The organism is Acinetobacter sp. CFCC 10889 (assembly GCF_003268395.1).
In the GTDB taxonomy this organism is placed as follows: domain Bacteria; phylum Pseudomonadota; class Gammaproteobacteria; order Pseudomonadales; family Moraxellaceae; genus Acinetobacter.
Window position 1 is genome coordinate 14751 of record NZ_LQXQ01000038.1, and the last position, 25891, is coordinate 40641.

At 38.5% G+C, this 25891-nt stretch carries 21 protein-coding genes, 4 tRNA genes and 1 pseudogene; 16 read left to right on the top strand and 10 right to left on the bottom strand.

Annotation, left to right across the window (positions count from 1 at the left end; all coding sequences use genetic code 11):
* Positions 1-27: 27 nt before the first annotated feature.
* Both AVJ19_RS14140 and AVJ19_RS14145 read left to right on the top strand, forming a co-directional pair.
* Complete coding sequence (locus AVJ19_RS14140) at positions 28-2430, top strand: glucose/quinate/shikimate family membrane-bound PQQ-dependent dehydrogenase (protein WP_111860317.1); 2403 nt, start codon at positions 28-30, stop codon at positions 2428-2430.
* Positions 2431-2671: 241 nt separating this feature from the next.
* Positions 2672-3667: a DUF2804 domain-containing protein gene (locus AVJ19_RS14145; protein WP_111860318.1), complete on the top strand. Its 996-nt coding sequence runs from the start codon at positions 2672-2674 to the stop codon at positions 3665-3667.
* Between the two features lie 137 nt (positions 3668-3804).
* Here the strand turns inward: AVJ19_RS14145 and AVJ19_RS14150 are convergent, their stop codons facing one another.
* Together AVJ19_RS14150 and AVJ19_RS14155 are read right to left on the bottom strand one after the other, a co-directional pair.
* On the bottom strand, positions 3805-4695 hold the full coding sequence (locus tag AVJ19_RS14150) for a metal-dependent hydrolase (protein WP_111860319.1): 891 nt from the start codon (positions 4693-4695) through the stop codon (positions 3805-3807).
* 51 nt (positions 4696-4746) lie between these two features.
* Positions 4747-5622 carry a metal-dependent hydrolase gene (locus tag AVJ19_RS14155; protein ID WP_111860320.1) on the bottom strand — a complete coding sequence of 292 codons (876 nt, stop codon included), beginning with the start codon at positions 5620-5622 and terminating at the stop codon, positions 4747-4749.
* A gap of 145 nt (positions 5623-5767) precedes the next feature.
* Here AVJ19_RS14155 and AVJ19_RS14160 point away from each other — a divergent pair, with 145 nt between their 5' ends.
* Entirely contained in the window at positions 5768-6802 is a 1035-nt protein-coding gene (locus AVJ19_RS14160) for an AraC family transcriptional regulator (RefSeq protein ID WP_111860321.1), read from the top strand.
* Between the two features lie 19 nt (positions 6803-6821).
* Here AVJ19_RS14160 and AVJ19_RS14165 read toward each other — a convergent pair whose 3' ends face one another.
* Positions 6822-7598 (bottom strand): hypothetical protein, encoded by a 777-nt coding sequence (locus AVJ19_RS14165; RefSeq protein WP_111860322.1) that lies wholly within the window; start codon positions 7596-7598, stop codon positions 6822-6824.
* Between the two features lie 91 nt (positions 7599-7689).
* Positions 7690-9021, bottom strand: a complete 1332-nt coding sequence (locus tag AVJ19_RS14170) for a Na+/H+ antiporter NhaC family protein (RefSeq protein WP_111860323.1) — start codon at positions 9019-9021, stop codon at positions 7690-7692.
* A gap of 360 nt (positions 9022-9381) precedes the next feature.
* Between AVJ19_RS14170 and trpA the strand changes: the two genes are divergently transcribed.
* Genes trpA through AVJ19_RS14190 form a run of 4 tightly spaced genes read left to right on the top strand, consistent with a single transcriptional unit; the run spans position 9382 to position 13413 of the window.
* A complete protein-coding gene (trpA, locus tag AVJ19_RS14175) occupies positions 9382-10185 on the top strand; it encodes a tryptophan synthase subunit alpha (protein ID WP_111860324.1) in 804 nt (267 codons plus the stop codon).
* Complete coding sequence (accD, locus tag AVJ19_RS14180) at positions 10182-11078, top strand: acetyl-CoA carboxylase, carboxyltransferase subunit beta (RefSeq protein WP_111860325.1); 897 nt, start codon at positions 10182-10184, stop codon at positions 11076-11078. The genes trpA and accD overlap by 4 nt, the downstream gene beginning before the upstream one ends.
* A complete protein-coding gene (folC, locus tag AVJ19_RS14185; protein ID WP_111860326.1) occupies positions 11075-12361 on the top strand; it encodes a bifunctional tetrahydrofolate synthase/dihydrofolate synthase in 1287 nt (428 codons plus the stop codon). Before accD ends, folC begins: the two co-directional genes overlap by 4 nt.
* Positions 12352-13413 carry an SPOR domain-containing protein gene (locus tag AVJ19_RS14190; protein WP_111860327.1) on the top strand — a complete coding sequence of 354 codons (1062 nt, stop codon included), beginning with the start codon at positions 12352-12354 and terminating at the stop codon, positions 13411-13413. The genes folC and AVJ19_RS14190 overlap by 10 nt, the downstream gene beginning before the upstream one ends.
* Positions 13414-13460: 47 nt before the next feature.
* Here AVJ19_RS14190 and AVJ19_RS14195 read toward each other — a convergent pair whose 3' ends face one another.
* On the bottom strand, positions 13461-14042 hold the full coding sequence (locus AVJ19_RS14195) for a dual specificity protein phosphatase family protein (protein WP_111860328.1): 582 nt from the start codon (positions 14040-14042) through the stop codon (positions 13461-13463).
* Positions 14039-14854 carry an MBL fold metallo-hydrolase gene (locus tag AVJ19_RS14200; RefSeq protein WP_111860329.1) on the bottom strand — a complete coding sequence of 272 codons (816 nt, stop codon included), beginning with the start codon at positions 14852-14854 and terminating at the stop codon, positions 14039-14041. Before AVJ19_RS14200 ends, AVJ19_RS14195 begins: the two co-directional genes overlap by 4 nt.
* Before the next feature lie 146 nt (positions 14855-15000).
* On the opposite strand from AVJ19_RS14200, the gene AVJ19_RS14205 reads away from it, so the two are divergent.
* A complete protein-coding gene (locus tag AVJ19_RS14205; protein WP_111860330.1) occupies positions 15001-15606 on the top strand; it encodes a glutathione S-transferase family protein in 606 nt (201 codons plus the stop codon).
* 145 nt (positions 15607-15751) lie between these two features.
* Here AVJ19_RS14205 and AVJ19_RS14210 read toward each other — a convergent pair whose 3' ends face one another.
* The gene (locus tag AVJ19_RS14210) at positions 15752-16393 is read right to left on the bottom strand and encodes a peroxiredoxin (protein ID WP_111860331.1); all 642 of its coding nucleotides are present in this window, start codon (positions 16391-16393) and stop codon (positions 15752-15754) included.
* 344 nt (positions 16394-16737) lie between these two features.
* Between AVJ19_RS14210 and secA the strand changes: the two are divergent.
* The 8 genes and pseudogenes from secA (at position 16738) to AVJ19_RS14250 (ending at position 23250) form a co-directional block, all read left to right on the top strand.
* Positions 16738-19466: pseudogene (gene secA, locus AVJ19_RS14215) on the top strand (preprotein translocase subunit SecA).
* Between the two features lie 149 nt (positions 19467-19615).
* On the top strand, positions 19616-19996 hold the full coding sequence (locus AVJ19_RS14220; RefSeq protein WP_111860332.1) for a hypothetical protein: 381 nt from the start codon (positions 19616-19618) through the stop codon (positions 19994-19996).
* A gap of 235 nt (positions 19997-20231) precedes the next feature.
* Positions 20232-21452 (top strand): bifunctional glutamate N-acetyltransferase/amino-acid acetyltransferase ArgJ, encoded by a 1221-nt coding sequence (gene argJ, locus AVJ19_RS14225; RefSeq protein ID WP_111860333.1) that lies wholly within the window; start codon positions 20232-20234, stop codon positions 21450-21452.
* Between the two features lie 152 nt (positions 21453-21604).
* Positions 21605-22672 carry a quinolinate synthase NadA gene (gene nadA / locus AVJ19_RS14230; protein WP_111860334.1) on the top strand — a complete coding sequence of 356 codons (1068 nt, stop codon included), beginning with the start codon at positions 21605-21607 and terminating at the stop codon, positions 22670-22672.
* A gap of 154 nt (positions 22673-22826) precedes the next feature.
* Positions 22827-22903 (top strand) — tRNA-Pro (locus AVJ19_RS14235).
* Between the two features lie 45 nt (positions 22904-22948).
* Positions 22949-23025 (top strand) — tRNA-Arg (locus AVJ19_RS14240).
* 40 nt (positions 23026-23065) lie between these two features.
* Positions 23066-23141: transfer RNA gene (locus AVJ19_RS14245), tRNA-His, on the top strand.
* A gap of 32 nt (positions 23142-23173) precedes the next feature.
* Positions 23174-23250: transfer RNA gene (locus AVJ19_RS14250), tRNA-Pro, on the top strand.
* A gap of 137 nt (positions 23251-23387) precedes the next feature.
* Here the strand turns inward: AVJ19_RS14250 and AVJ19_RS14255 are convergent.
* From AVJ19_RS14255 to AVJ19_RS14265, 3 genes are read right to left on the bottom strand one after another with little or no spacing between them, the layout of a single operon-like run.
* Entirely contained in the window at positions 23388-23867 is a 480-nt protein-coding gene (locus tag AVJ19_RS14255) for an OmpA family protein (protein WP_171334221.1), read from the bottom strand.
* Positions 23868-23879: 12 nt separating this feature from the next.
* Entirely contained in the window at positions 23880-25100 is a 1221-nt protein-coding gene (locus tag AVJ19_RS14260) for a sensor domain-containing diguanylate cyclase (protein ID WP_111860336.1), read from the bottom strand.
* A 6-nt stretch (positions 25101-25106) separates the two neighbouring features.
* Positions 25107-25517 carry a YfiR family protein gene (locus AVJ19_RS14265; protein ID WP_228203368.1) on the bottom strand — a complete coding sequence of 137 codons (411 nt, stop codon included), beginning with the start codon at positions 25515-25517 and terminating at the stop codon, positions 25107-25109.
* Between the last annotated feature and the right edge of the window lie 374 nt (positions 25518-25891).

A 25891-nucleotide genomic window follows, 5' to 3' on the forward strand; every position in this document is an offset into this window, starting at 1 on the left:
CAGGTTTAAAGCATAGAGGTGGTCAATATGAATACTCCATCTTCAGGATCAGTACTTAAAACGATTGCAGCAGTGATTGCCGCAATTTTTGGTTTAGTACTGCTGATTGGAGGGATTTATCTTGCAGTGCTTGGTGGCTCTTGGTACTACATCATTGCAGGTTTACTTTTCCTTATTACAGCATTTTTATTACAGAAATTAAAAAGCTCCGCATTGATTGTTTATGCGGTTTTGGTTTTAGGTACAGTGGTTTGGGGCTTGTGGGAAGTTGGTTCTGACTTCTTTGCACTTGCACCACGTTTAGACATTTTAGGTTTATTTGGTCTATTCCTGTTGATTCCTGCGGTGACACGTGGCTTTGTGAATAGTAAAGGTGCAAAAGTTGCCTTAACAGGTTCATTGGCAATCACTATAGCAGTGATGATTTATTCTATCTTTAATGATCCTCAAGAAATTCGTGGAACATTAAGTAGTCAACAACCAGCAACAGCACAAGCAATTGCAGGCGTTGCAGAGGGTGATTGGCCTGCCTATGGTCGTACTCAATCAGGTTTGCGTTATTCTCCATTAACACAAATTAATGCTGAGAATGTTAAAGATTTAAAAGTCGCTTGGACATATAACACGGGTGACTTTAAGACAGATCAAGACTCTGGTGAAACCACCAATCAAGTGACCCCAATTAAAGTGGGTGACAACATGTACATTTGTACAACTCACCAAAAATTGGTTGCTTTAGATCCAACAACAGGTAAAGCCAAATGGACATTTGATCCGAAGTTAAAAGCGGATAATACCTTCCAGCACTTAACTTGTCGTGGTGTATCTTATTTTGATGCCAACAATACTGTTGGTTTTGAAGCGAGTTTAGCTGCGAAAAAATCAACCTCTGAACAATGTCCACAAAAAGTGATTTTACCTGTCAATGATGGTCGTTTAGTCGCAATTAATGCAACGACAGGTAAACCATGTACAGACTTTGGTCATAATGGTGAAGTTGATCTACAAAAAGATATGCCTTTCCCTTATCCAGGTGGTTATATCCCAACATCTCCTCCTGTTGTCACAGGTACAACCATTATCATTGCGGGTTCAACCACAGATAACTATTCAACTGAAGAACCATCGGGTGTGATCCGTGGTTATGATGTGAATACTGGCGCATTGTTATGGGTCTTTGATACAGGCGCTGAGGATCCGAACAAAATCCCTGGTCCAGGTCAAAAATATGTCCAAAACTCACCAAACGCTTGGGCGCCTTTAGCATACGATGCAGCACTAGATATCGTGTATGTACCTACTGGTGTAGGAACACCAGATATTTGGGGCGGTAACCGTACTGAGTTACATGAACGTTATGCAAACTCAATGCTTGCGATCAATGCAACCACAGGTAAATTGGTGTGGAATTTCCAAACGACGCATCATGACTTATGGGATATGGATGTACCATCACAACCGACTCTTGCAGACATTCAAGACAAAGCAGGTCAAACCGTGCCTGCAATTTATGTCTTAACCAAAACAGGAAATGCTTTTGTTTTAGATCGTCGTACAGGTGAAGCGATTGTTCCGATCACTGAAAAACCAGTGCCACAAACGGTAAAACTTGGTCCTCAAACCAAAGGTGAACGCTATTCTCCAACACAGCCATTTTCAGATTTTGACTTAGCACCAAAAGATAAATTAACCGATAAACAAATGTGGGGTGCAACCATGTTTGATCAGTTGATTTGTCGTGTGTCTTTCCACAAACTCAATTATGACGGTATTTATACACCGCCTTCTGAAAATGGAACATTGGTTTTCCCTGGTAACTTAGGTGTGTTTGAATGGGGCGGTATGTCCGTCAACCCAGACCGTCAAATTGCGGTGATGAATCCAATCGGTTTACCGTTTGTGACCAAACTGATCCCAGCTGATCCAAACCGTAAACAAACTGCTAAAGGTGCAGGTACAGAAGCAGGCGTGCAACCGATGTATGGCGTTCCATATGGTGTTGAAATCAGTGCATTCCTTTCACCGTTTGGCTTGCCTTGTAAACAACCTGCATGGGGTTATGTAGCGGGTGTAGATTTGAAAACTCATGACATTGCTTGGAAACGCCGTATTGGTACCATTCGCGACAGCTTACCTGGTATTCCATTACCGCCATTTAAAATGGGTGTGCCAATGTTGGGTGGTTCAATCTCAACAGCAGGTAACGTGATGTTTGTTGGTGCTACGCAAGACAACTACATCCGTGCGATCAATGTCAGCAATGGTGATGAGCTTTGGAAAGGTCGTCTACCTGCTGGTGGTCAAGCAACGCCGATGACTTATGAATCAAATGGTAAACAGTATGTTGTGATCATGGCTGGTGGTCATGGTTCATTTGGTACTAAAATGGGTGATTCACTCGTGGCTTATGCCTTACCTGATAAAAAATAATCTTGTAATCAAGATCATTTTATTGAAATAAAAACAGCCTAATTCGTCAGGCTTTTTTATTGTGTATAAATATCTCAATGCTGATTCAACGAGTATTCACAAGAAAAATCGAATAATAAAAGCACAGTTTTAAATATATCTATAAAAGGCTGAGAAATATTGTGTATTGACTAGAAAATGAGTGATAATCAAAATTGAGACTAAAGTCTAAGAATTTTTAAAACGAAGGATTGGGTTAAAAATGGATTTAATACAGGCGAATGGATTACCTCGTTATGGACGCTTTATCACTTTACCCAGCTCTATTAATATTGATCGTTATATTTATAAAACCCCTTATGGTCAAACTTTAAAAGGTTGGCGTAAGAATTTAAAATATAAGAAATTTAAATTTTGTAGCATTCAACACGAGCATTATAGTATTGGTTTTGCCATCGTCGATATGGGCTGGGCAGGGCATGCTTTTATTTATATTTATGATCATGAGCATGATGAGGTTTTGGAGTGGAACTCCAATAATATTTTGGGGCATCATACATTGGTCGATGAACAACCTCTTTACAATCAAAGTCTATTTAAAAAATCACCTTTTCAAATCGAGATGCAACATGCCAATGGTGTACGTTACATTCGGATCACTAAACATGGTGATGAAAAACTCAAAGCGCGTATTTTTTGTGCAGCAACAGATCCTTTAAGTTTATGTAGTCCGACAGGGATTAATGGTTGGACATATACGCAAAAACTCACCACATTGGGCGTGGAAGGTTTTTTCATCAATAAGAAAAACGAAACGATACATTTCAATGAAAAAAGCTTCGCATCTTTGGATGATACTTGTGGATTTTTACGTCCTGAAACGGCGTGGTTTTGGTTGTCTTGTAATTTTTGGGATCAGCAAGGTAAGCGTGTGGGGCTAAATCTTGCTTCTGGAGTGAATGAAAGCTTTGGTAATGAAAATTGTCTTTGGGTAAATGGCTTGTTATACCCACTCACGGATGTTCTTTTTGAAAAGGTATCAGATCAGCACTGGACGATTCGCTCGCTTGATGAAAAGCTAAAACTTGAAGTACACAGTGGCTGGCGGCGTTTTGAAAATTTAAATCTACGTTTGGTTGGCAGTCAATTTAGTCAGTGGCAATCCAAAATTAGTGGTACGATTGAAACTGAAACAGGAGAGATGATCTATTTAGACCAAGAATATGGTTTATTAGAACAACACTATGCCAAGTGGTAATTCAGCTTGTGTTTGTTTTTTAGATAATTTGAAAATGTACATGGCAAATAAAAAACGACATAAGAGAACGGTCATTCTTATGTCGGGGAAAGTATTTCAACTACAGGCTTTTTATTTATAAGTTACTGATCAATAATTTATACAGCCGCTTGCCAAAAAGCTTCACCTGCGGCAATTGGATCATCAGTTGCTGCCAATGTATCAACCCAAACTTGGTATTGGCGAATCACTGCATGCTGACTTGGGTGAAAATCAGCTTTGAACCAATCCATATATTGTTCACGCATCGCAGACAATTTACCTTGTTTACCAAAGAACCACGGCAAGCCTCTCACTGCCATTTTTGCACGCTCTAAGCGGCTAAATCCATCATAACCCAACATGATATTGGTACGATAAAAGGTAAAGCCAAACATCATGATTGTGGTAAATGCCAAAGCAAATTTACGTAAATTTTCAGGCACTTCACCGACTTGTTGCATGACATCAAATGCGACATCACGATGCTCCATTTCCTCTATGGCATGCCATGCAAACAGCGCACGTACAAAGGGGTGTACTTCTGCCAATGTTTCCTTTTGGCTATAAAAGGTTTCAGCCATCAGTGCAGTTAAATGTTCTGCTGCTGCGGTCATAGCAATGTTGTACTGCTTAGAGCGATTTTTTAAAATATAGTCAAAATGAGCTGTCATGAATTTTACAAACTGATCGACAGGCATCCCTTGTCGTTTCATTTCTTCATTCATTTTGTCATGGGCAATGCCATGTTGTGCTTCTTGTTTAATAAAATCAGCAACTTTTTGTTGTAGCTCAGGATCGTTGATTTTGTCACGTAAGGCACGCACACTTTGAATGAAATAGCGTTCACCGACAGGAAAGGTCAGGCTTAAGGCATCAAACATACGGGTTTTAAAGGGATCGCCACCAAACCAAAAACGCGGCACTTCATTCAGTTTAAAATCCAGATTGCTGCGAACCACAGGGTCAACTTGATGTTTGACATGTTGTACTTTCAGAGATGCATTCATTGTTTTATTTCTCGCAAATTGAATAAGTTAAATATAGAGCAGTTCAATATTTTATTGACCTGCCTGCCAAAATGCTTCACCTGCTGCAATCGGATCATGACTTGCCGCCAAGGTGTCCACCCACACTTGATATTGTGCAATGATAGGGTGCTGACTTGGATGAAAACCTTTTTTGTACCAATCCATATACGGTTTGCGCATACGGGTAAATACACCTTGTTTGCCAAAAAGCCACGGCATACCTTTTACGGCAAGTTTGAGACGTTGAGTGCGATTAAAACCATCATGTGCCAACATCACATTGGCACGATAGGTGGTAAACCCCATCATGGCAACGGTGGTCAAAGCCAAAGTGAATTTTCTTAAAGATTCAGGCACTTCACCGACTTGTTGCATGACATCGAAAGCTACATCACGGTGTTCCATTTCTTCAATTGAATGCCATGCAAACAACGCCCGCACATAAGGATGCGCATCTGCCAAGGTTGATTTTTGGCTATAAAATGTGTCCGCCATCAACGCCGTGAGATGTTCTGCCGCAGCTGTCATGGCAATGTTGTATTGTGGGGAGCGATTTTTCAGCTCAGATTTAAATAAACGTTGTAAAAAGCTGATGAATTGATCAAGAGGCATGCCTTGTTTACGCATTTCTTCATTCATTTTGTCATGTGCAATACCATGCTGTGCTTCCTGACGAATAAAATCAGCCACCCGTTGTTGTAAGTCAGAATCGGTAATTTTGTCACGAAATAAACGAACAGATTCAATAAAATAACGTTCGCCATCAGGAAAAGTCAGGCTCAACGCATCAAACATACGGGTTTTAAAGGGATCGCCACCAAACCAAAAGCGTGGTACTTCATCCAACTTAAAATTCAGTTTGCTTCTGACCACAGGGTCAACTTGATATTGCACTAAAGCATTCATTTTATTTTACTGACATGGCTTTCATACTTTGAGTATGTCGTGCTTCGTCAAGTTTGTTTTGACAGTTATTGCCAATTTTTATACATTTTACGACAAAGTGAAAATTCATCATGTCAAACTGCATGACTAAAAAGCGAGCAATGCCATGCAAGAACTTAAAATACCCAATGGTTATTATCATCTTTGGCAGACGTATCTGAATGCACAGGGCGTTGATGTATTTCGTCTGCCATTTTCCGAGGATGAAAAATTAAAAATAAAACAAGTTTTAAATCAAGGAATTGATACACAAAGTACCTATGGTTTTTTTAGCCAAATTATTGAAAAAACCAAACAGGAGCTTGATTGTCCGCAGTTGGCTTTTGCAATGGCAGAACATGTACGCCCTGAACATTTTGGTGTGTTGGGTTATATGGCGACCCGCAGCAACAGCCTTGCGGAAGCCTTGCAATATATTTTGCGTTTTAGTCGTTTGGTGATTGATGGTGATGAAATTACGCCAATGCAAATGCTCAAAAAAGACCAAAATATTCATTTAATTTGGCCATTTTTACATGAAAAATATTATTTTGTGAATGAACTCACCAATGCCTTAATGGTGCATTTGGCACGTAAAATGATGCCACCGCATTATTTCCCTTTACGTTGTGTGAATTTTGCGCATGCCCCACAGATGGCGATTTATCATTATCAAAAATTTTATGCTTGTGAGGTTAATTTTAATCAAGCTGAATACAGTTTTGTGTTGAGTTTGGATGCTTTAAATCTGAAAATTGAAGATGCTGATCCATCTTTAATGCAACTTTTGCTGAGACAGGCAGAAGAGGCGATTGCATCAAAACCTCGTTTTGACAGTATTGTGCAACATTGTCAGCAATTGATTGCGGATGATCTCAGACAACATGAGCATGCGCCTAAAATTGAAGATCTTGCAGAACGTTTGAATATTTCAGTGCGGACTTTACAGCGCCAATTAAGTGATTTGGATAGTTCTTTTAAGAAGCTTTTAGAAATTGAGCGTATGAAGCGTTGTGAACAATTACTTTTGGATAATGTAAATCTGACTGAAATTGCGATGCGTTTGGACTATTCTGATCAGTCTGCATTGGCGAGAGCATATAAAGCTTTTAGCGGGCAGACTTTATTACAAAAGAAACAGCAATTGAAAGATGAAAAATGATGATTAAATTTTAAATTATCTATAATACATTGTTTTTATTCAAAAATGTAATAATATCAAGCTCGAAATGCTGTTTATAATCTGGGTCGATATAAATAAAAACTTTTGGATGCATCATTTTAAAATCAAAAGGAACTTCGATTTCTGAGCTAATATATTGATGGGTTTGATGGTGAATATCGACATGTACATATAATTTGATGAGTTGGAGATGATTTGCATTTTTACTGAGTCCAACGAATTGAACTTTATCTACAATTGCTATTGCGCTTACAGCATTTTGTTTTAATGCTTGAAATCTTTTATCTATCCGTGTCCAATAAAAATAATGAAAGGGAAATAATTTAAACATTATGAATAGAAGCGATAAACATGCGATTATTGCAATCAATGGAATAAACCAAAGTGCAGTAAATGTATTCACTCGTAGATATTCAATTTTTCCTTGTGGATTTAACAAATATTTCACATTTACAATTTGATCTTGTTCTAGTGATATGAGTTGAGTTTCATTGCCATAGCTTTCGTATTTTATGGTTTCTGCGGGGGTGTAGACCTCTAAAATAGGATGCTCAATGATAGTACTTCCTGCACGCCCTTCATTAAAACCAACGACTTTAGCTTGAGTTGTGTTGCTGATTAAATTGGAATAAATATCTTTGATGCCAAATGAGGCAAAAAAATATAAAACATAGAGCATGCCTCCAAGGATGACGATTTTAAATAATAACGGTGTGATATCTAAGTCTTGAGAGGGAATATAGTTAGGTTGTCTTTTTTTAATTGAAATACTCATTTCACTATTCTTTTGATCATACTTTCAACTGCTTAATGATAAACAAAAAATGAGCCATGAGTATGACTCATTTTTGATTGTTAAAAAATGTTTAGGCTGTTTTTAACTTTGGAATTCTAAAAATAATGGCAATGATCGCAAATATTGCCAAAATCCAACAATAATAAATTGAGCCAATCAGCTCAACAGGGGAAAGTTTTGCAATTGAACATGCCAACAAAAGCTGTGCACCATATGGAATAATGCCTTGTACTACACAAGAAAAAATATCCATCAATGCCGCAGCACGCTTCGGATCAACGCCATATTCTTTGGCAACTTCACGAGCCATATCACCCGATAAAATAATCGCAACGGTATTATTTGCCACAAATAAGTTGGAAAAAATCACCAAAAAGCTGATGCCAATTTCACCCGCACGTTGCGTACCGACTTTAAATAAACGGGTCATGGCATAAATGCGTTGAATCAGCCATTCCAAGCCACCTTCTTTTTGCATGATGGCAGATAAACCACCCAAGAACATGGACAATAATGCCACTTCAAACATTCCGACAAAGCCATTATAAATCGCATTGTTGAGTTTTAAAATGTCAAAAGTGGGCTGTTCGAGCAAGCCCATCACACCTGATAACACAATGCCAATGGTGAGAACAGCAAGCACATGCAAACGGGTAAATGCCAAGAAAAATACAGCCAAATAAGGTAGCATTAACCATAAATCATAATCTTTATATTCAATGTGTTGTGATGCATGCGTATTGAACATATAGATCAAAATGGTGACGATTGCCGCAGGCAGTGCGATCCAAACATTGACCCGAAATTTATCTCGAAGTTCAACATTTAAACTGCGAGTCGCTGCGATGGTGGTATCAGAAATCATCGACAAATTGTCGCCAAACATTGCCCCACTGACCACCGCACCAATCGCATAAATCGGTTGAATGTCAGTTGCTTGTGAGAAACCAAAGGCAATCGGCGCACAGGCAGCAATCGTTCCCATGGATGTCCCCATTGCTGTGGCAATAAAGGCTGAAATCACAAACAACATGGGCAATACAAATTCAGGCGAGATAATGGATAAACCAAACTGTACTGTTGCATCGACACTGCCAATGGTGCTTGACACACTCGCAAATGCACCTGCGAGCATAAAGACCATAAACATTAAAATCAGGTTGGGATGGCTTGCACCTTTTAAGAATGTGTCGATTGCCGTGTTGATTTTTCCACGATAAATTAAAATCGCTAAAATAATCGCAGGCAGTGCAGCAACAGGGGCTTTCATTTGATAAAAAGCGAACTCAGTGCCAATGATTGTGTGGTAAATACCACTGCCTAAAAAAATGGCTAAAAATACAATAAGTGGCAGCAGCGCAAGCCCACGAGCTTGCACTTGACTGTGTGGGGGAGTGGTCATATTCAAAAAATAAAAAAGATTAGCCGCTATAGTATAAACAGCTTTTGCAATTTCTTAAAAATTAAAATGTAGGCGCTTTATGTCTGATTCTGATGTTATTTAAATGATTTAACTTAAGTTTTTATATTTATTTGCGAATTTTAAAAAAGCCAAAAATAGGTAGCTTTGATCATTGTCGAAAAAACATAAATAGCGCTAAATGTACGCCATAGGTTGTTCGTTATTTTGTATTAATATGAGATAACATTGTGCTACTGAGTTACTCTATTCAATGAGTAAAAAATAGCGTTACAATGCAAAGTCTTGTATTTATACAAAATCAACTCCTCAAGTTTAACAATTCAAGGAATGTACAACCCTATGTCACGTTTAGCCACCCGATTTGCACAGCTTAAATCTCAACAGCGTAAAGCATTGGTTTCTTATGTCATGGCGGGTGATCCTCAACCACATGTAACAGTACCTTTGTTGCATCAAATGGTTGAAGCGGGCGTAGATGTTGTCGAACTCGGATTACCATTTTCCGATCCAATGGCAGATGGACCAGTGATTGCACTTGCAGCAGAGCGTGCTTTAGCAGCAGGAACAAATACCCTTGATGCTTTGAATATGGTCAAAGAATTTCGTCAAAAAGACACAACAACACCTGTAGTTTTAATGGGTTATTTAAATCCTGTTGAAGTGATTGGTTATGAAAAGTTTGTAGCTTATGCGAATGACTGTGGCGTAGATGGTGTACTTTTAGTGGATTTACCACCAGAAGAAGCAGCAGATTTTGATGCAGTATTACAAAAATACAGTATGGATCAAATTTTCTTGCTTGCGCCAACTTCGACGGATGAGCGTATTCAACGTGTAGTCAAACAAGCGAGTGGCTTTATTTATTATGTATCACTCAAAGGGGTAACTGGTGCAGCAACACTCGATACTACAGAAGTTGCAACACGTATTGAAAAAATCAAAATCGTAACAGATATTCCTGTTGGTGTCGGTTTTGGGATTAGTGATGCAGCATCTGCAAAAGCGGTTGGACAGGTTGCCGATGCGGTTATTGTGGGAAGTGCATTTGTAAAACCATTTGCAAACTTAGCACCCGAACAAGCTGCTGAACAAGCAGTGAATAAAGTCAAGGAGCTTCGAGCAGCGCTCGATGAGTTAGTATGAATCAAGAAGTGAAATCAGGGAAAATTCTCAGCCCAGCAACGCCGTGGACTGAACGTTCGATTCCAGGCATTCATATGCCTGATCAGCAACAAACACTCAAAGCAACATTTACTGAACCAACTATTGAGTGCCCTGAGTGTCATGCTTTAGTGACTCGTACAGCGATGTCGTTCAATGCTTATGTTTGTCCATCATGTGATGAGCATCTGAAAATGAAGGCACGTGATCGTCTAAATTGGTTCTTTGACAATGTGACCACAGAACTTGGTCAGGAATTTGCGGTTAAAGATCCATTACATTTCGTAGATAGCCGAGCTTATCCTGAACGTGTAAAAGAAGCACAGGATAAAACAGGCGAAACTGAAGCTCTTGTGGTGATGCAGGGTCAGTTGAAAAATATTCCTTTAGTTGCATGTGCCTTTGAATTTGACTTTATGGGCGGTTCAATGGGTACTGTGGTCGGTGACCGTTTTGTGCAGGCTGCTGAAAAAGCGATTAAGGATAAACAACCTTTGATCTGTTTTGCAGCTTCTGGTGGTGCACGTATGCAAGAAGGCATGTTGTCTTTGATGCAAATGGCACGTACTTCTGCGGCGATCCAAAAAATGAAAGATGCGCATTTACCTTATATAGTGGTGTTAACTCATCCTGTATATGGTGGTGTAACTGCATCATTGGCAATGCTGGGTGATGTGCATATCGCAGAACCAAAAGCAATGATCGGTTTCGCAGGTAAACGTGTGATCGAACAAACTGTACGTGAAAAACTGGAAGAACCGTTCCAGCGTGCAGAATTCTTGCTTGATCATGGTGTGGTCGATCAAATTGTTCATCGTCATGCATTACGTGATACTGTATATCGCATCGTAGCGAAGCTGATGAATTTGCCTTGAACAACATTGCACCATTAAATACTGATAGTTTACAAACATGGCTCGATTATTGGAGCCATGTTCACGTTACAGGGATTGATTTAGGTTTAGAGCGCGTCATTCCTGTCGCAGAAGCGTTGGGTGTAACGCAGCCCAAGGCAAAAGTCTTTACTGTTGCAGGAACCAATGGTAAAGGCTCAACCACGACCACATTGGCAGCGATTTTAAATGCGCAAGGCTTCAATGTAGGTTTGTACCAATCCCCACATATTTATCGTTTTAATGAACGTGTCAAACTCGCAGGGCAAGAAGTTTCTGACCAGACTTTGATTGATGCCTTTGTTTTGGTGGATCAAGCACGTCGTCAATGTGATTTCAGTTTATCTTTTTTTGAAGCAACCACTTTGGCGGCTTTTGTTATTTTCAAACAAAAACAATGTGATGTTTGGGTGCTTGAAGTAGGTTTAGGCGGTCGCCTGGATGTGGTCAATGTCATTGATCCTGATGTTGCAGTCATCACCAATATTGGCTTGGATCATACCGATTGGCTCGGTGATACAATTGAAAAGATTGCTTTTGAAAAAGCGGGGATTATCCGTCCAAATATTCCTGTGGTTTTTGGTGGATTACAGCAATTACCACTTGCGATTGCAAAAAAAGCCCAAGATTGTCAGGCAAAACTGCATGTGGTGAATCGAGATTATTTCTATGATAATGCAGCCGATGGTCAATCATGGAATTTTGCGACATCAGGTTTAACTTTAAAGTTTCCTGTTGGTCAGCTTGCACTTGAAAATATTTCTACTGCTGTGGCAGCGATTTTACTCAGTGATTTAGCAGTTTCACAAAATGCGATCGCACAGGGCATTTTAAATGCCAAATTACAAGGTCGTTTTGAAATAGAACAAATCCGTGGCAAGACGGTGATTTTTGATGCAGGACACAATCCGCATGGTGTTGAATTTTTGTTAAAGCAATTGCGAAAATTCATGGAATACAATAAACAGTACACAGAAGTTATCACTGTTTTTTCAATGTTGACCGATAAAGATATAGAATCTGTGGTCAAGTTATTGAAAAACACTGTATTAAAGTGGAAAATTGCGCCATTGACTGTAGCTCGTGCGGCATCGATGGATCAATTAAGATCAGCTTTGCAGGGTGAAACAGTTGAACCGTTTGAAAATGTACAAGCAGCCTTTATATCAGCGCTTGAAGAAACAAAAAATAATCAACTGATTTTGGTATGCGGTTCATTCCATACCTTAGAAGCGGTCTGGGAGTATTTAGAAGAATGTCAATGAATAACAAACAACGTTGGATGGGTGGCGTTGTTTTATTAGGTGGTGGTGTTTTATTAGCGGCATTGCTTCTAAAAGGCAAAGAAGAAATTTATCAAAACCAAACCCCAACCCCACCTGTAGCCAATGTCCAACAGCAAGGTAAAGCTGCGCCTACTGAGGAGACTGTACAACTACAACCACTTACTGTAGATGTGGCAACTGAAAAACGTTTGCTTGAAGAACAACGCCGTTCACGAGAAAAAGCAGTCGCTGAGCAAGAAGCCAAAGCAGCTGAATTTTTGCGTATGCAGCAACAAGCAGAAGCAGATGCTGCACGTAAAGCTGCTGAAGAATATGCAGCTGCCAATGCACGTCGTAAAGCGGCACAAGAGAGTTCAGATAACATACCTCCTGAGTTGAATGTTGATGATAAAACCAAAGCACAGCAAAAAATTGAGGCAGATAAAAAGCTACAACAGCAAAAACAAGCACAACAAAAAGCTGAAGCTGAAAAAAAGCTAACTGAGCAGAAGCGTCAAGCTACCGCAGAAGCAGAGAAAAAAGCCGCTGAGGATAAAAAGCGTCATGCTGAAGCAGAAAAGAGAGCTGCGGATGAGAAAAAACAACGTCTTGAAGAACAACGTAAAGCAGAAGAGAAAAAGGCAGCTGAAGACAAGAAGCGTAAACTAGAAGAACAGCGTAAGGCAGATGCAGACAAGAAAGCTGCTGACGAGAAAAAAGCAGCTGAAGAGAAGAAGCGTAAAGCAGAAGAAGCGAAGAAGAAAGCTGAAGCTGACAAAGCCCGTGATCTTTTAGAAAATGGTGATAAGCAATGGATGGTGCAAGTCGCATTAGCAGCAAATGAAGCCAATGCTGATGCTGTTGCTGCAAAGCTTCGTGCTAAGGGTTATCGTGTAACCAAAAGCCCAACTTCAAAAGGAATCCGTATCATGGTTGGACCATCGAAAGACCGAGAAACTGCGGATGCAACACGTAAAAAAATCAATTCAGATGCAAGCTTAGGTATGAAGTCTGCATGGGTAATTGATTGGGTGCCTTTAGATCGCCGTTAAGTTCAACACATCAAGGCTCTCTAACATAAAGTTAGAGAGTCTGTGACTTAAACTGATGGATTTGTGAGTTGCTCACGAATCCATTTTATATTTTCAGGGCTAAATTGCTTTTCGATATTGACCCAAATCGGGTGAAAACCATAACCACCGTGTTTCATTTCCTTTAAAGCATCTTCAGTTGACCAATTTTCAAAAATAATTCGATACATCGCAATACTTGCACCTGTACGATCAGAACCATGATAGCAATGGATTAGAACTTTTTGATTGTTTTGTTGAGCTGTTCGAATGCTTTGCATCACACTTAATAGGTCATGCTTATCAAGTGCCCATGTATGAATTGGAATATGCACCAATTTCAAGTCCTGTCCTGCCAATGTAGTCGAGTCTTTATCACGACTACGTAAATTAATCACCACATCAATTTGATGCTTTTTCAGTAAGGGGATGAGTTGAGCATTCGGTTGTTCGCTACGGAACACGGTATCACTCATTTGATAAAAATTAGAAGACTCTTGGATTAGATCTCCCCACTGCTGTGGACGTTGTTCTTGTGGAAGCGTGGATGAGGTGATACAGCCTGTCATCATGCTTGAAGTGAGTAAAATTGCTAAAAAATGTAATTTCATAAAGAAGAATAACGCTTTAATTCAAAAGGATCGTGGGCGCAAATTAGTTCAATCTGCGGTTCATTTTGTGCCAAACTTTGAATGGCTTTTAAGCTATGTAGACGTTGTTGATTATTAAATGCAAACATGCGTTCCGTCAAATTTAAGCCTAAAGACTTGTAATGCGGATCAAGTTCCAAGTGAGAATAATAGGCATCGCCACAGAACATTAGCCATTGATCTTGCTGGCGAATGGCAATGCCACAATGACCCGCTGTATGCCCAACAAGAGGAATCATTAGAATTTCGTCTTTAAAAATATTAAAGCCTTGCACACGCTGAAAATTAAACCAAGCTTCACCTGCTTCATGTTCTAAAAAATGCCAATAGGCATGATTTTTGAACTGTTGTGGACGATAACGCAATTTATTTTTACCTGAAAATGCTTGTGCAGCATTAAACTCACTCGACAAAATATGTACTGTCGCATGAGGAAAATCACTAATACCACCTGCATGATCGAAATCTAAATGACTGACCAAAATATGTTGAACATCTTTGGGATTAAAACCTAATTTCTGAATTTGATGAAAAGCAGATAAGTTAGGATCAGAAATAAGCGCACTCATTTTTGACATTAGTTTGCCTAAACGTTGTTGCGGACGTAAATAGTCTTGTAAGCCTAAGCCTGTATCGACCAAGACCAAACCACGATCAGTTTCAATCAGTAAACAATGACAGACCAAATTGGCTTTTAAACCTTTTTGCCCGAAAAGTGGTGCACACATGGGGCACATGCTGCCACAGTGTAAATGGTGAATGTTATAGATCATAATCGCTATTTTTAAATTTTTCTAAATCATTTATACCCTATTTTTCAGTCAGAACCAATGGTTACAAAACAAGCAAAATAATCCTCTAATTTCATCATTTTATGTCGCATACTGTATCTAAATGAACAAGAATAAGGAGTAGGAAGATGCAACTATACTATTCAGCAACATCGCCTTTTGCTCGTAAAGTTCGAGTTTTGATTAATGAATTAAAAATACAAGACCAATTTGATTTGTTGCAAATTGACCCGTGGACTGACTCAGATTTAAGACAAATCAATCCATTGTGTAAAGTGCCGACTTTGGTATTGAATCACAAAGAAGTTCTGTTTGACTCTGCATTAATTTGTGAATATTTGAGTACATTGAAAGAGAAAAATTGCGTTTATCCAACAGAACGAGTGTCTTATTTTAAAAGTTTACGTTTACAGGCATTGGCAGATGGCGCAATGGCAGCCGTAGGGCGCTTATATGCAGAATTACAGAAACCTGAGCAGTTACAAGCACAAGCGATGATGCAACGTTTTGCAGCGAGTCAGCACAGTACATTAGTATGGTTAGAACAACATTTAGATAACTTTACTGAACATTTTGGAATAGGAGAGATTGCAGTTGCGTGTTTGCTAGAATATATCGACTTTCGTTTTCCTGACAGTGATTGGAAAAGTCAGCATTCACAACTCGCAACATGGCTTAAAATGGTTGCAGAGCGTGAGTCAATGCAAAGAACACGTTTTCATGTAGTGCCTTAGAGGTATGATTTTGTGAGAATAAATGAATATCTATGTATGAAATATTTGGATTTAATTCTATGATATTTAAAATAAAATGAACTCCAACTGAAATATTGGAGTTCATGGAGAAAATTATCAATTTTTATTCTAATTTTACTGAAAATTAGTTTTTATTCGGCTGTGGTGTTAAACGCAGATAGGGTTTAACCGCCGTATAACCTTTTGGGAAACGTTCTTTTAACTCAGCCTCATCTTTAAGTGAGGGAACGATCACCACATCTTCGCCATCTTGCCAATTGGCAGGTGTTGCAACTTTATAATGATCTGTCAGTTGTAAAGAATCAATAACCCGTAAAATTTCATTAAAATTACGCCCTGTCGAAGCAGGATAAGTGATGATTAGACGGACTTTTTTATTTGGGTCAATGATAATTAAAGAGCGTACTGTCAGGGTTTCACTGGCATTAGGATGAATAAAATTATACAGCTCGGACACTTTACGGTCTTTGTCTGCAATGATCGGGAAATTCACTGTGGTATCCTGAGTTTCATTAATGTCTTGAATCCAACCTTTGTGCGACTCCACATCATCAACAGATAGGGCAATGGCTTTTACCCCACGTTTTGCAAACTCATCTTTGAGTTTTGCGGTATAACCCAGTTCAGTCGTACATACAGGTGTGTAATCTGCTGGATGTGAAAATAAAACGCCCCAATCATTGCCTAAAAAATCATAAAAATGGATCTTACCTTCACTTGAGTCTTGTTCAAAATCAGGTGCAATATCACCTAAACGGATGGTCATTGGATTTACCTCAAAATTTAGAATGGTTTAAAATGTATCTTTGCTCGTCAAAATTACTATTACCTAAATTTCTTATAATTAAAAATAGTGTTTTTATATTTCTTTATGAATATTTTTCATAAAATGATGTGAACTTGCATAAAAAATATGAAATTCTATCGACAGAGTCTATCTGTCAGTCGTGCAAATTTGCTACATTAGACCGCCTAAACTCATACACGCGAAAGTCGGTGTACAGATTTTTTTTAATTGGTTTTGTGTAAAAACCTTGTACTTCAAATTTCTAACACCATAATAACGTCTGAGAAAAATTTATTTTGATAAGCAAGTTTTAGAGAGTCTATATGTTGGCAAGCCTGATCGGAGGAATCTTCGGTACTAAAAACGAGCGTGAACTGAAACGCATGCGTAAAATTGTCGATAAGATCAATGCGCTTGAGCCGACCATATCTGCTTTGAGTGATGCTGACTTATCTGCAAAAACTGAAGAATTTAAACAAAGATATAAAAAAGGTGAAAGCCTAGATCAGTTGATGCCAGAAGCATTTGCTGTTTGTCGTGAAGCGGGTAAACGTGTGATGGGTATGCGTCACTATGACGTACAGCTCATTGGTGGTATCACCTTGCATGAAGGTAAAATCGCTGAGATGCGTACAGGTGAAGGTAAAACCCTGATGGGGACTTTGGCTGTATATCTCAACGCAATCAGTGAACAAGGCGTACACGTCATTACTGTGAACGATTACTTAGCACAACGTGATGCTGAGTTAAACCGTCCATTGTACGAGTTCTTAGGTTTAACGGTTGGTGTGATTTATTCGATGCAAGCACCAATGGAAAAAGCTGAAGCTTATCAGCAGATATTACTTATGGAACAAACAACGAGTTTGGTTTCGACTATCTGCGTGACAATATGGTTTTTTCCATGGCTGAAAAAAAACAGCGTGGACTCACTTATGCCATCATTGATGAGGTTGACTCGATCTTAATTGATGAAGCACGTACACCATTGATTATTTCAGGTCAAAGCGAAGATTCATCACAGCTTTATCAATTGATGAATACAATTCCGCCCAAATTAACCCCACAAAAAGAAGAAAAAGTTCCTGATGGTGGTCATTTCTGGATTGATGAAAAACAACGTTCAGTGGAAATGACAGAAGTTGGTTATGAAACTGTAGAGCAAGAATTGATTCAAATGGGTTTATTGGCTGAAGGTGAAAGCTTATATTCAGCAGGTAATTTGAACCTTGTTCATCATGTGTCAGCAGCAATTCGTGCGCACTATTTGTATCAACGCAATGTGCACTACATTGTCAACGATGGTGAAGTGATCATTGTCGATGAAAATACAGGTCGTACCATGCCAGGTCGTCGTTGGTCTGAGGGCTTACACCAAGCGACGGAAGCCAAAGAAGGTTTGGAAATTCAACCTGAAAACCAAACATTGGCAACTACAACATTCCAAAACTATTTCCGTTTATACAAAAAGCTATCAGGTATGACAGGTACAGCCGATACTGAAGCTGCGGAAATGAAAGAAATTTATGGTTTAGATGTGGTGTTGATTCCAACCCATCGCCCAATGGTACGTAAAGACTTAAACGATTTAATTTATTTAAACCGTGGTGGTAAATACAACGCCATTATTGAAGAAATTGAAAAAATTCATGCCGCAGGTGTTGCTCCGATTTTGATTGGTACAGCAACCATTGAAGCATCTGAAATTTTATCAGAAAAACTTAAAGAAGCTGGTATTCATCATGAAGTTTTAAACGCAAAACAGCATGAACGTGAAGCAGATATTATTGCCCAAGCAGGTGCGCCAAATGCAGTAACCATTGCCACAAATATGGCAGGTCGTGGTACAGATATTTTGCTGGGTGGTAACTGGAAAGCCTTGCTTGCCAAAATTGAAAACCCAACTGAGGAAGATGAAACACGTCTTCGTGCCGAGTGGGAAAAGAACAATGAAATGGTGTTAAGTTCAGGTGGTTTGCATATCATCGGTTCAGAGCGCCATGAATCACGTCGTATTGATAACCAGTTGCGTGGTCGTTCAGGTCGTCAAGGTGATCCAGGTGTATCACGATTCTTCTTATCTTTAGAAGATGATTTGATGCGTATTTTCGCAGGTGATCGTGTTGTTGCCATGATGCGTGCAATGGGTTTACAAGAAAATGAAGCCATTGAACATAAAATGGTGTCACGTTCGATTGAAAATGCACAACGTAAAGTTGAAGCGCGTAACTTCGATATTCGTAAAAACTTATTGAAATATGATGATGTGAATAATGAACAACGTAAGATCATTTATTCACAACGTGATGAAGTTTTAGAAGAGGCAACACTTCAAGATTATATTGAAGAAATGCATCAAGAAGTGATGAAAGGCTTAATCGAAACTTATATTCCACCAGAGTCTATTCATGACCAATGGGATATTGAAGGTTTGGAAACTGCCTTGCGTATGGACTTTGGCATTGAACTTCCTGTTGCTCAATGGCTTGAAGAAGATCGTCGTTTAGATGAAGAAGCTTTAGTTGAGCGTATCAGTGATGAAGTGATTGAACGCTATCGTCAACGCCGTGAAAATATGGGTGCTGAATCTGCTGCAACTTTAGAACGCCATTTCCTATTAGGTTCATTAGACCGCCATTGGAAAGATCATTTGGCTGCGATGGATTATTTACGACAAGGGATTCATTTACGTGGTTATGCGCAAAAAAATCCTGAGCAAGAATACAAAAAAGAAGCATTTAACTTATTTGTAAATATGCTTGGTGTGATCAAATCAGATGTTGTAACTGATCTTTCTCGTGTACATATTCCGACTGCAGAAGAGCTTGCAGAGATGGAAGCACAACAGCAAGCACAAGCAGAGGCAATGCGTTTGAGTTTTGCACATGATGATGTAGATGGTTTGACAGGTGAAGTGAATGCAAACTTCCAAACGGAAGATGAATTAAGTTTGAATAAACCTGAAGCAACATTTACACCGCCAGAAAGTCGCAATGCACCTTGTCCATGTGGTTCAGGGTTAAAATACAAACAATGTCACGGTAAAATTTAATTTTTTTCAAAAATTGAATATATCGTAGAAAAAGCAGAACATTAGTTCTGCTTTTTTACAAGTTATTACATGAGGTGAATATTTATTGCACCTTTCATGATTAAATGTTATTTACTTTCACAACCCGTTTGAATGATTCAGGAATGATAATGAAAATACAATCTAAAGCATTATTTATTGCAATTTTGGCAATGCCAGTGCTTGCATTTGCAGAGACACAAACTACGACCGTTGAAAATCTTCAAGCAGCAGCAGGGACAGTGAAAGCGCAAGCGGAAGTGAAAAATGATTCAACAACAGTGATTAGTCCACGTACAGGCATTCGTTATACCTTGGGGAATACTGGTGGTCGTCCAATTATCTTAAAAACAGCAGCGATTGCAGCTGTAACTCCAGCAACAATTAATCGTGTTGTGGCTTCAAATCCAGCACTGTCTACTTCAAGTCAAGAAAAAGTAAAACTAGCGCTTTTACCTGCAGAGCAAACTGTTGCTCAAGTGCAAGCACAGCCTCAAGCAGCTGCTCAATAAGTTAAAATTGTAAAAATGTTGAAGTCAGTGTTTAAATGAAAATGCTGGCTTTTTTGTTTTGTAAATATGATGTTTTATGATGTTGTTTCACTTTGATTTTTTTAAATATCAACATGAAAAATAACTCAAAATAGGTTGATTGATAATAAAAAACAATTCACTGAGGAATAGGCTCGATTTTTAATGCATTTTCTAATAAGCTGTTGTTTTCTTAATTTGATTCTGGATATAAAAAATGGCTGTTGGTGACGTAACTATGCCACACATGCATGTGGTGCAAGGTGTAAAAATTGGCTCGGCAGAGGCGTATGTACGTTATCCAAATCGACGTGATTTAGTTATTTTTGAATTTTCTAAAGGTACAAATGTTGCGGGCGTATTCACCCAAAATGCATTTTGTGCAGCACCTGTGCATATTTCTAAAGCACATTTAGCACAAGCAAATCCACGTTATTTAGTGATTAATACAGGCAATGCCAATGCGGGTACTGGTAAGTTAGGTATGCAAAATGCACAATTTACATGCCTAAAACTTGCTGAATTGGCACAGGTCGAAGAATTTGAAGTTTTACCATTTTCTACAGGTGTGATTGGAGAGCAACTACCAATCGAGCGTTTAACGCAAGGTTTACAACCTGCATTGGACTCACTGAATGAAAGTGCTTGGACGGATGCTGCAACAGGGATTATGACCACGGATACCACACCAAAAGGCGCATCTGAGCAATTTGAGTTAGATGGTGCGGTGTATACCATGACAGGTATTTCCAAAGGCGCAGGCATGATTCGCCCAAACATGGCAACTATGTTGGGCTTTGTTGCAACTGATGCACCTATTTCACGTGAATTAACACAATTAATGTTAAAGACAGCGGTAGAGCAATCATTTAACCGTATTACTATTGATGGTGATACATCGACTAATGATTCATGTATTTTTGCTGCAACAGGGTGTGCAGGCGGTGCAGAAATCCAATTGGTAGATGATGCTCGTTATACTGTTGTTTTAGATGTATTAATACGTGTAATGAAACGTCTTGCACAGCTTATTGTTCGTGATGGTGAGGGTGCAACGAAGTTTATGACTGTTGCAGTAGAAGGCGGTAATAATACACAAGAGTGCTGTGATATTGCTTATAGCATTGCGCATTCACCTTTGGTAAAAACTGCATTTTTTGCATCAGATCCAAACTGGGGACGTATTCTCGCTGCGATTGGTTATGCGGGTGTGAAAGATTTGGATGTTGAAAAAATCCAAGTTTGGTTGGATGATGTACAAATCTGTAAAGATGGTGGTGCAGCCGTAGATTATACTGAAGCAGAAGGCGCACGTGTCATGGCACAAACTGAAATCACCATTCGTGTAGATTTGGGACGTGGGCAAGCAAAAGATACAGTTTATACCTGTGATCTGTCATATGACTATGTCAAAATTAATGCAGATTATCGCTCTTAAGATTTAAAAAATTGAAAAAGCCTCCGTTGTGAGGTTTTTTTATAAGTGGATGTTTTTTTAATAACTGGTCAAATCAGCCAACGCTAAATTTGACCCGTGAATGACATGGAACGCTTGTTGAGTGACAAGCATGCGAATAGAGAATAGCTTTTATGAATGATGCGACCAATTTAATTGCCAATGATGCAAAATCAATTGTCACAGCACATTTGGATCGACTAGGAGAGCCAAAGGACAAAACATTAAGTCCTGAGCTAAAACAGCAAAAATTTGCCCAAATTAAAGCTGAATTAGAAAAACGTGATGCTGTATTGGTTGCGCATTATTACTGCGATCCTGAAGTGCAAGAGTTAGCTGAGCTCACAGGTGGTTGTGTTTCTGATTCATTAGAAATGGCACGTTTTGGACGTGATCATGCTGCATCGACACTGGTTGTTGCAGGTGTAAAATTTATGGGAGAGACATCCAAAATCCTTTCTCCTGAAAAGAAGGTCCTTATGCCAACTTTGGAGGCAACTTGTTCACTTGACTTGGGTTGCCCTGTAGATGAGTTTACAGCATTCTGTGATGCACATCCTGATCATACTGTAGTGGTCTATGCTAACACTTCAGCCGCTGTTAAAGCACGTGCAGATTGGGTAGTTACATCAAGCTGTGCAGTGGAAATTATTGAGCACTTAGATAGCTTAGGTGAAAAAATTATTTGGGCACCTGATCAGCATTTGGGACGTTATATTCAAAAGAAAACAGGTGCAGAAATGTTGCTTTGGGATGGTTCATGTATCGTGCATGAAGAGTTCCGTTCGCGTGGTATTGAAAATATGCGAGCACTATATCCAAATGCTGCTGTACTGGTACATCCCGAGTCACCTGAGTCAGTCATTGATGTCGCTGATGCTGTTGGCAGCACATCGCAATTGATTAAAGCTGCACAAACACTGCCACATGATACATTGATCGTGGCAACTGATCGTGGCATCTTCTATAAAATGCAGCAAGCAGTTCCAAATAAGACGCTGATTGAAGCACCAACCGCAGGAGAAGGGGCAACATGTCGTTCATGCGCACATTGTCCGTGGATGGCAATGAATGAATTAGATGGCATTTTAGAAGTTTTACAAAAAGGTGATCAAGAAATATTCGTTGATTCAGCATTGGCACAACGTGCTAAATTACCTTTAGATCGTATGTTGAACTTTAGTGCGAGTTTAAAACGCTAAAATTGTATAAAAAATAATAGAAATGCCTGATAAATATACATTTGATAGTTTTTTTTAACTTTTTTTTCAATATAGGTGTTGACGTCCAAGGGCGTCACGCCTAGAATGCACACCGTACCGAACGACATGTTCGATACGAAAAGCTGAGATGAATCGGAGCATAGCACAGCCTGGTAGTGCACCTGGTTTGGGACCAGGGGGTCGTAGGTTCGAATCCTACTGCTCCGACCAATTCTTCAAGGCAAAGGTTTATTGATAGTGAAAATTATCAGTCATGCGCCTGTAGCTCAGTTGGATAGAGCATCCGCCTTCTAAGCGGATGGTCACAGGTTCGAATCCTGTCAGGCGCACCATTGTTGCTTGATGTTGTCGAATCTAAAGCTTGTTGTAATGGTGGTTGTAGCTCAGTTGGTAGAGCCCCGGATTGTGATTCCGGTTGTCGAGGGTTCGAGCCCCTTCATCCACCCCAATCTCTTAAGTCTAGTACTTAAAAGTTGAAATCGGAGCATAGCACAGCCTGGTAGTGCACCTGGTTTGGGACCAGGGGGTCGTAGGTTCGAATCCTACTGCTCCGACCAATTTAAGTTAATTTTTTAAATAGCTTAAATATAAATTATCCGCTTAAATGCGGTTTTTTTATGTCTGAAATTTGATAAATACATATTATGAAAATAAAAAAAGGTCTATTAAAGACCTTTTGAATTCATTAAAAATATTATGGGATAATAATCACAGAAACACGACGATTTTCAGCACGATTTTCCTCATTATCATTTGTAGTTATAGGTTGTTCTGCACCACGACCAATCACTTGAATATTATTTGAATTAAAATGTTCAGCAATAAAGATGTTGGCAACACTTTGTGCACGTTGTTGGGAAAGGGTTGTATTATAACTGCTTGAGCCAATATCATCAGTATGTCCAATAATTTTTACTTTAGTTAAATTATACTTTTGTAATTGTTGTGATAAGTGAACTAAGCTAGCGCGGTTGTGATCTTTAACTTCAGATTTATCAAAATCAAACAATAAACGCTCAGGCAAGCCAAGACTCCAACCTTCTTCAGTCAAAACGAAACCTTCTTTTTTTAATGCTTGTACTTGCTTGTATTTTAAACCACCCAAATTTAAACATCCTGTTAATGCGATACAAAATAAAGCGAGTAGGGGTAATTTAAGGCTGTTCAACATAATGAAACTTCCAGATTAATAATTGTGATAAATAAACCAATGATGAGTTAAGGATTTTGCTTTATACATTGCTTGATCTGCTTGTGAGATTAAGTCTTCAGGAGAGATTGCTTGATTTGATAAAGAAATACCTAAACTAAAACCAAAATTTATACTTTGGTTTTTATAGAATATAGGTTGTTCAGCGCTTTTAATTAAATTTTCAGCAATAGAAATGAGGTGGTCGACACGCTGAATAGAATTTAAAATAATCGCAAATTCATCTCCACTTAAGCGGGCGACAAAATCATCTTGGCGAATATTTTGTTTTAAACGTATTGCCATTTCTTTTAAAACCGCATCACCTGCTTGATGCCCATATTGATCATTAATCACTTTAAAATTATTGGTGTCAATAAAAAGTAATGCAATAGGTTGTTTTTCTGAGGTGTTTTTAAAAGAACTCACTAGAACTTGATGAAAATAATTACGATTTGGTAAACCTGTCAAATGATCATGCTGGACTTGATAAGAAAGTTGCTGATTTTCATTTTGTAAATGTGTATGCCAAGATTGAATTTCTTCAAGTAGTTGATTAAAAACACCATTCACATGGTTGAATTCTTGGATATCATTTTTGGGAAAACGCAAATTATAGGCACGTTGTGTGCTGACCAATTGGGCAATATCTACTATAGGGCGGATAGATTGCATAATATGACGATAAGTTAAATTGACAGACCACCATAAAGCTAAAATCATAAACAGCATGCCGATGCCTAAGCCAATGAAGATTTTAATAATAAACATCATAATTTCATTGGAGCTACCATATAAAATAATTTTACCTACATATTGACCATTATGCAGTACAGCAACATCAATAGGATTGCGTAAAAAAAGATGATCAAACAGATTTTGTAACGTTGAGTAATGGTCTATCGTTTTTATACTTTCATAAATTTTATGGTTATTTGTGTCATATACTTCAATCAGGCGTACAGAATGCTGATGTGTGTATTCATGCAAAATTTGAGCTAAAGCCCCTTGGTCTTGAAAAACTAAAGCAGGTTGGATGCGCTCAGATACTGTACGGCTAATCAATTGTAAATTTTGTTCAGCATAAGATTCAACTGTGAATACAGAAATAGTGGCAAAAGTAAAAGTGCAAATTAAAAAAGTAATTGCAAAAATGATGAATTGAGATTTGCGAAATAATGTTTGTAAAGATGTTGATTTATAAAATTTGTGAATCATCTGTTATTACTCCGAATTCTTGGCTAAGAGTAAAACACGAGGATCGACATGCACTTTGGTACGTGCCAAGCTATCTAAGTTTACCTTGAAAATGGTGTTGCCATTTTTTGCATTTTGTAAACAAAAAGAACTTCCAATTTCACAATCATTGTTACTTGTACTAAAAGACAGCATATTTTTTTTAAATGAAGTATTAATTAATTTTTGCTCAGTTAAGGCTGATGTATTTGAAAAAAAGGCGGCATCACATTCTATTGTTTTCATTGCATCTTGAGAAATACTCTTGACGATCAATGTGGAATTCTGTGCTTTCATGGACAAATTGAATTGTTTGACCGCATTACTATTATCAATGACACATAAAGTAGGTGAATCATTACTCCATTTTACATAACTTAAAATGGAAAGAGTCATCATATAAATATTATGCGTAGAGTTTGCTAAAGAGAAGTTGCCACATACGAGCAAAACTCCAATTACAATAAACTGCCTAAATTTAATTAGCCGCATAACAATAATAATAGTAGTGGAATAATAATAGTTTTATTCTAATAAAAAATGAGACATAGTTCAAAAAAACTATGTAAATAGAAAAGATTACAAACTCTAAGATATATTTAAAGCGTAACAGATGGATAGTAATCTCAAAAAACAATTTGTATTTTAGGTTGGAAAGTAATCAAAAAAGCGATAATTGTAGAATAAATAAACAGACAGAGTGTTTTTTTGAAAATAAATTGAAAAAGGGGTTGCGCCTGAACTGAAATGCTGTAGAATGCACATCCATCGGT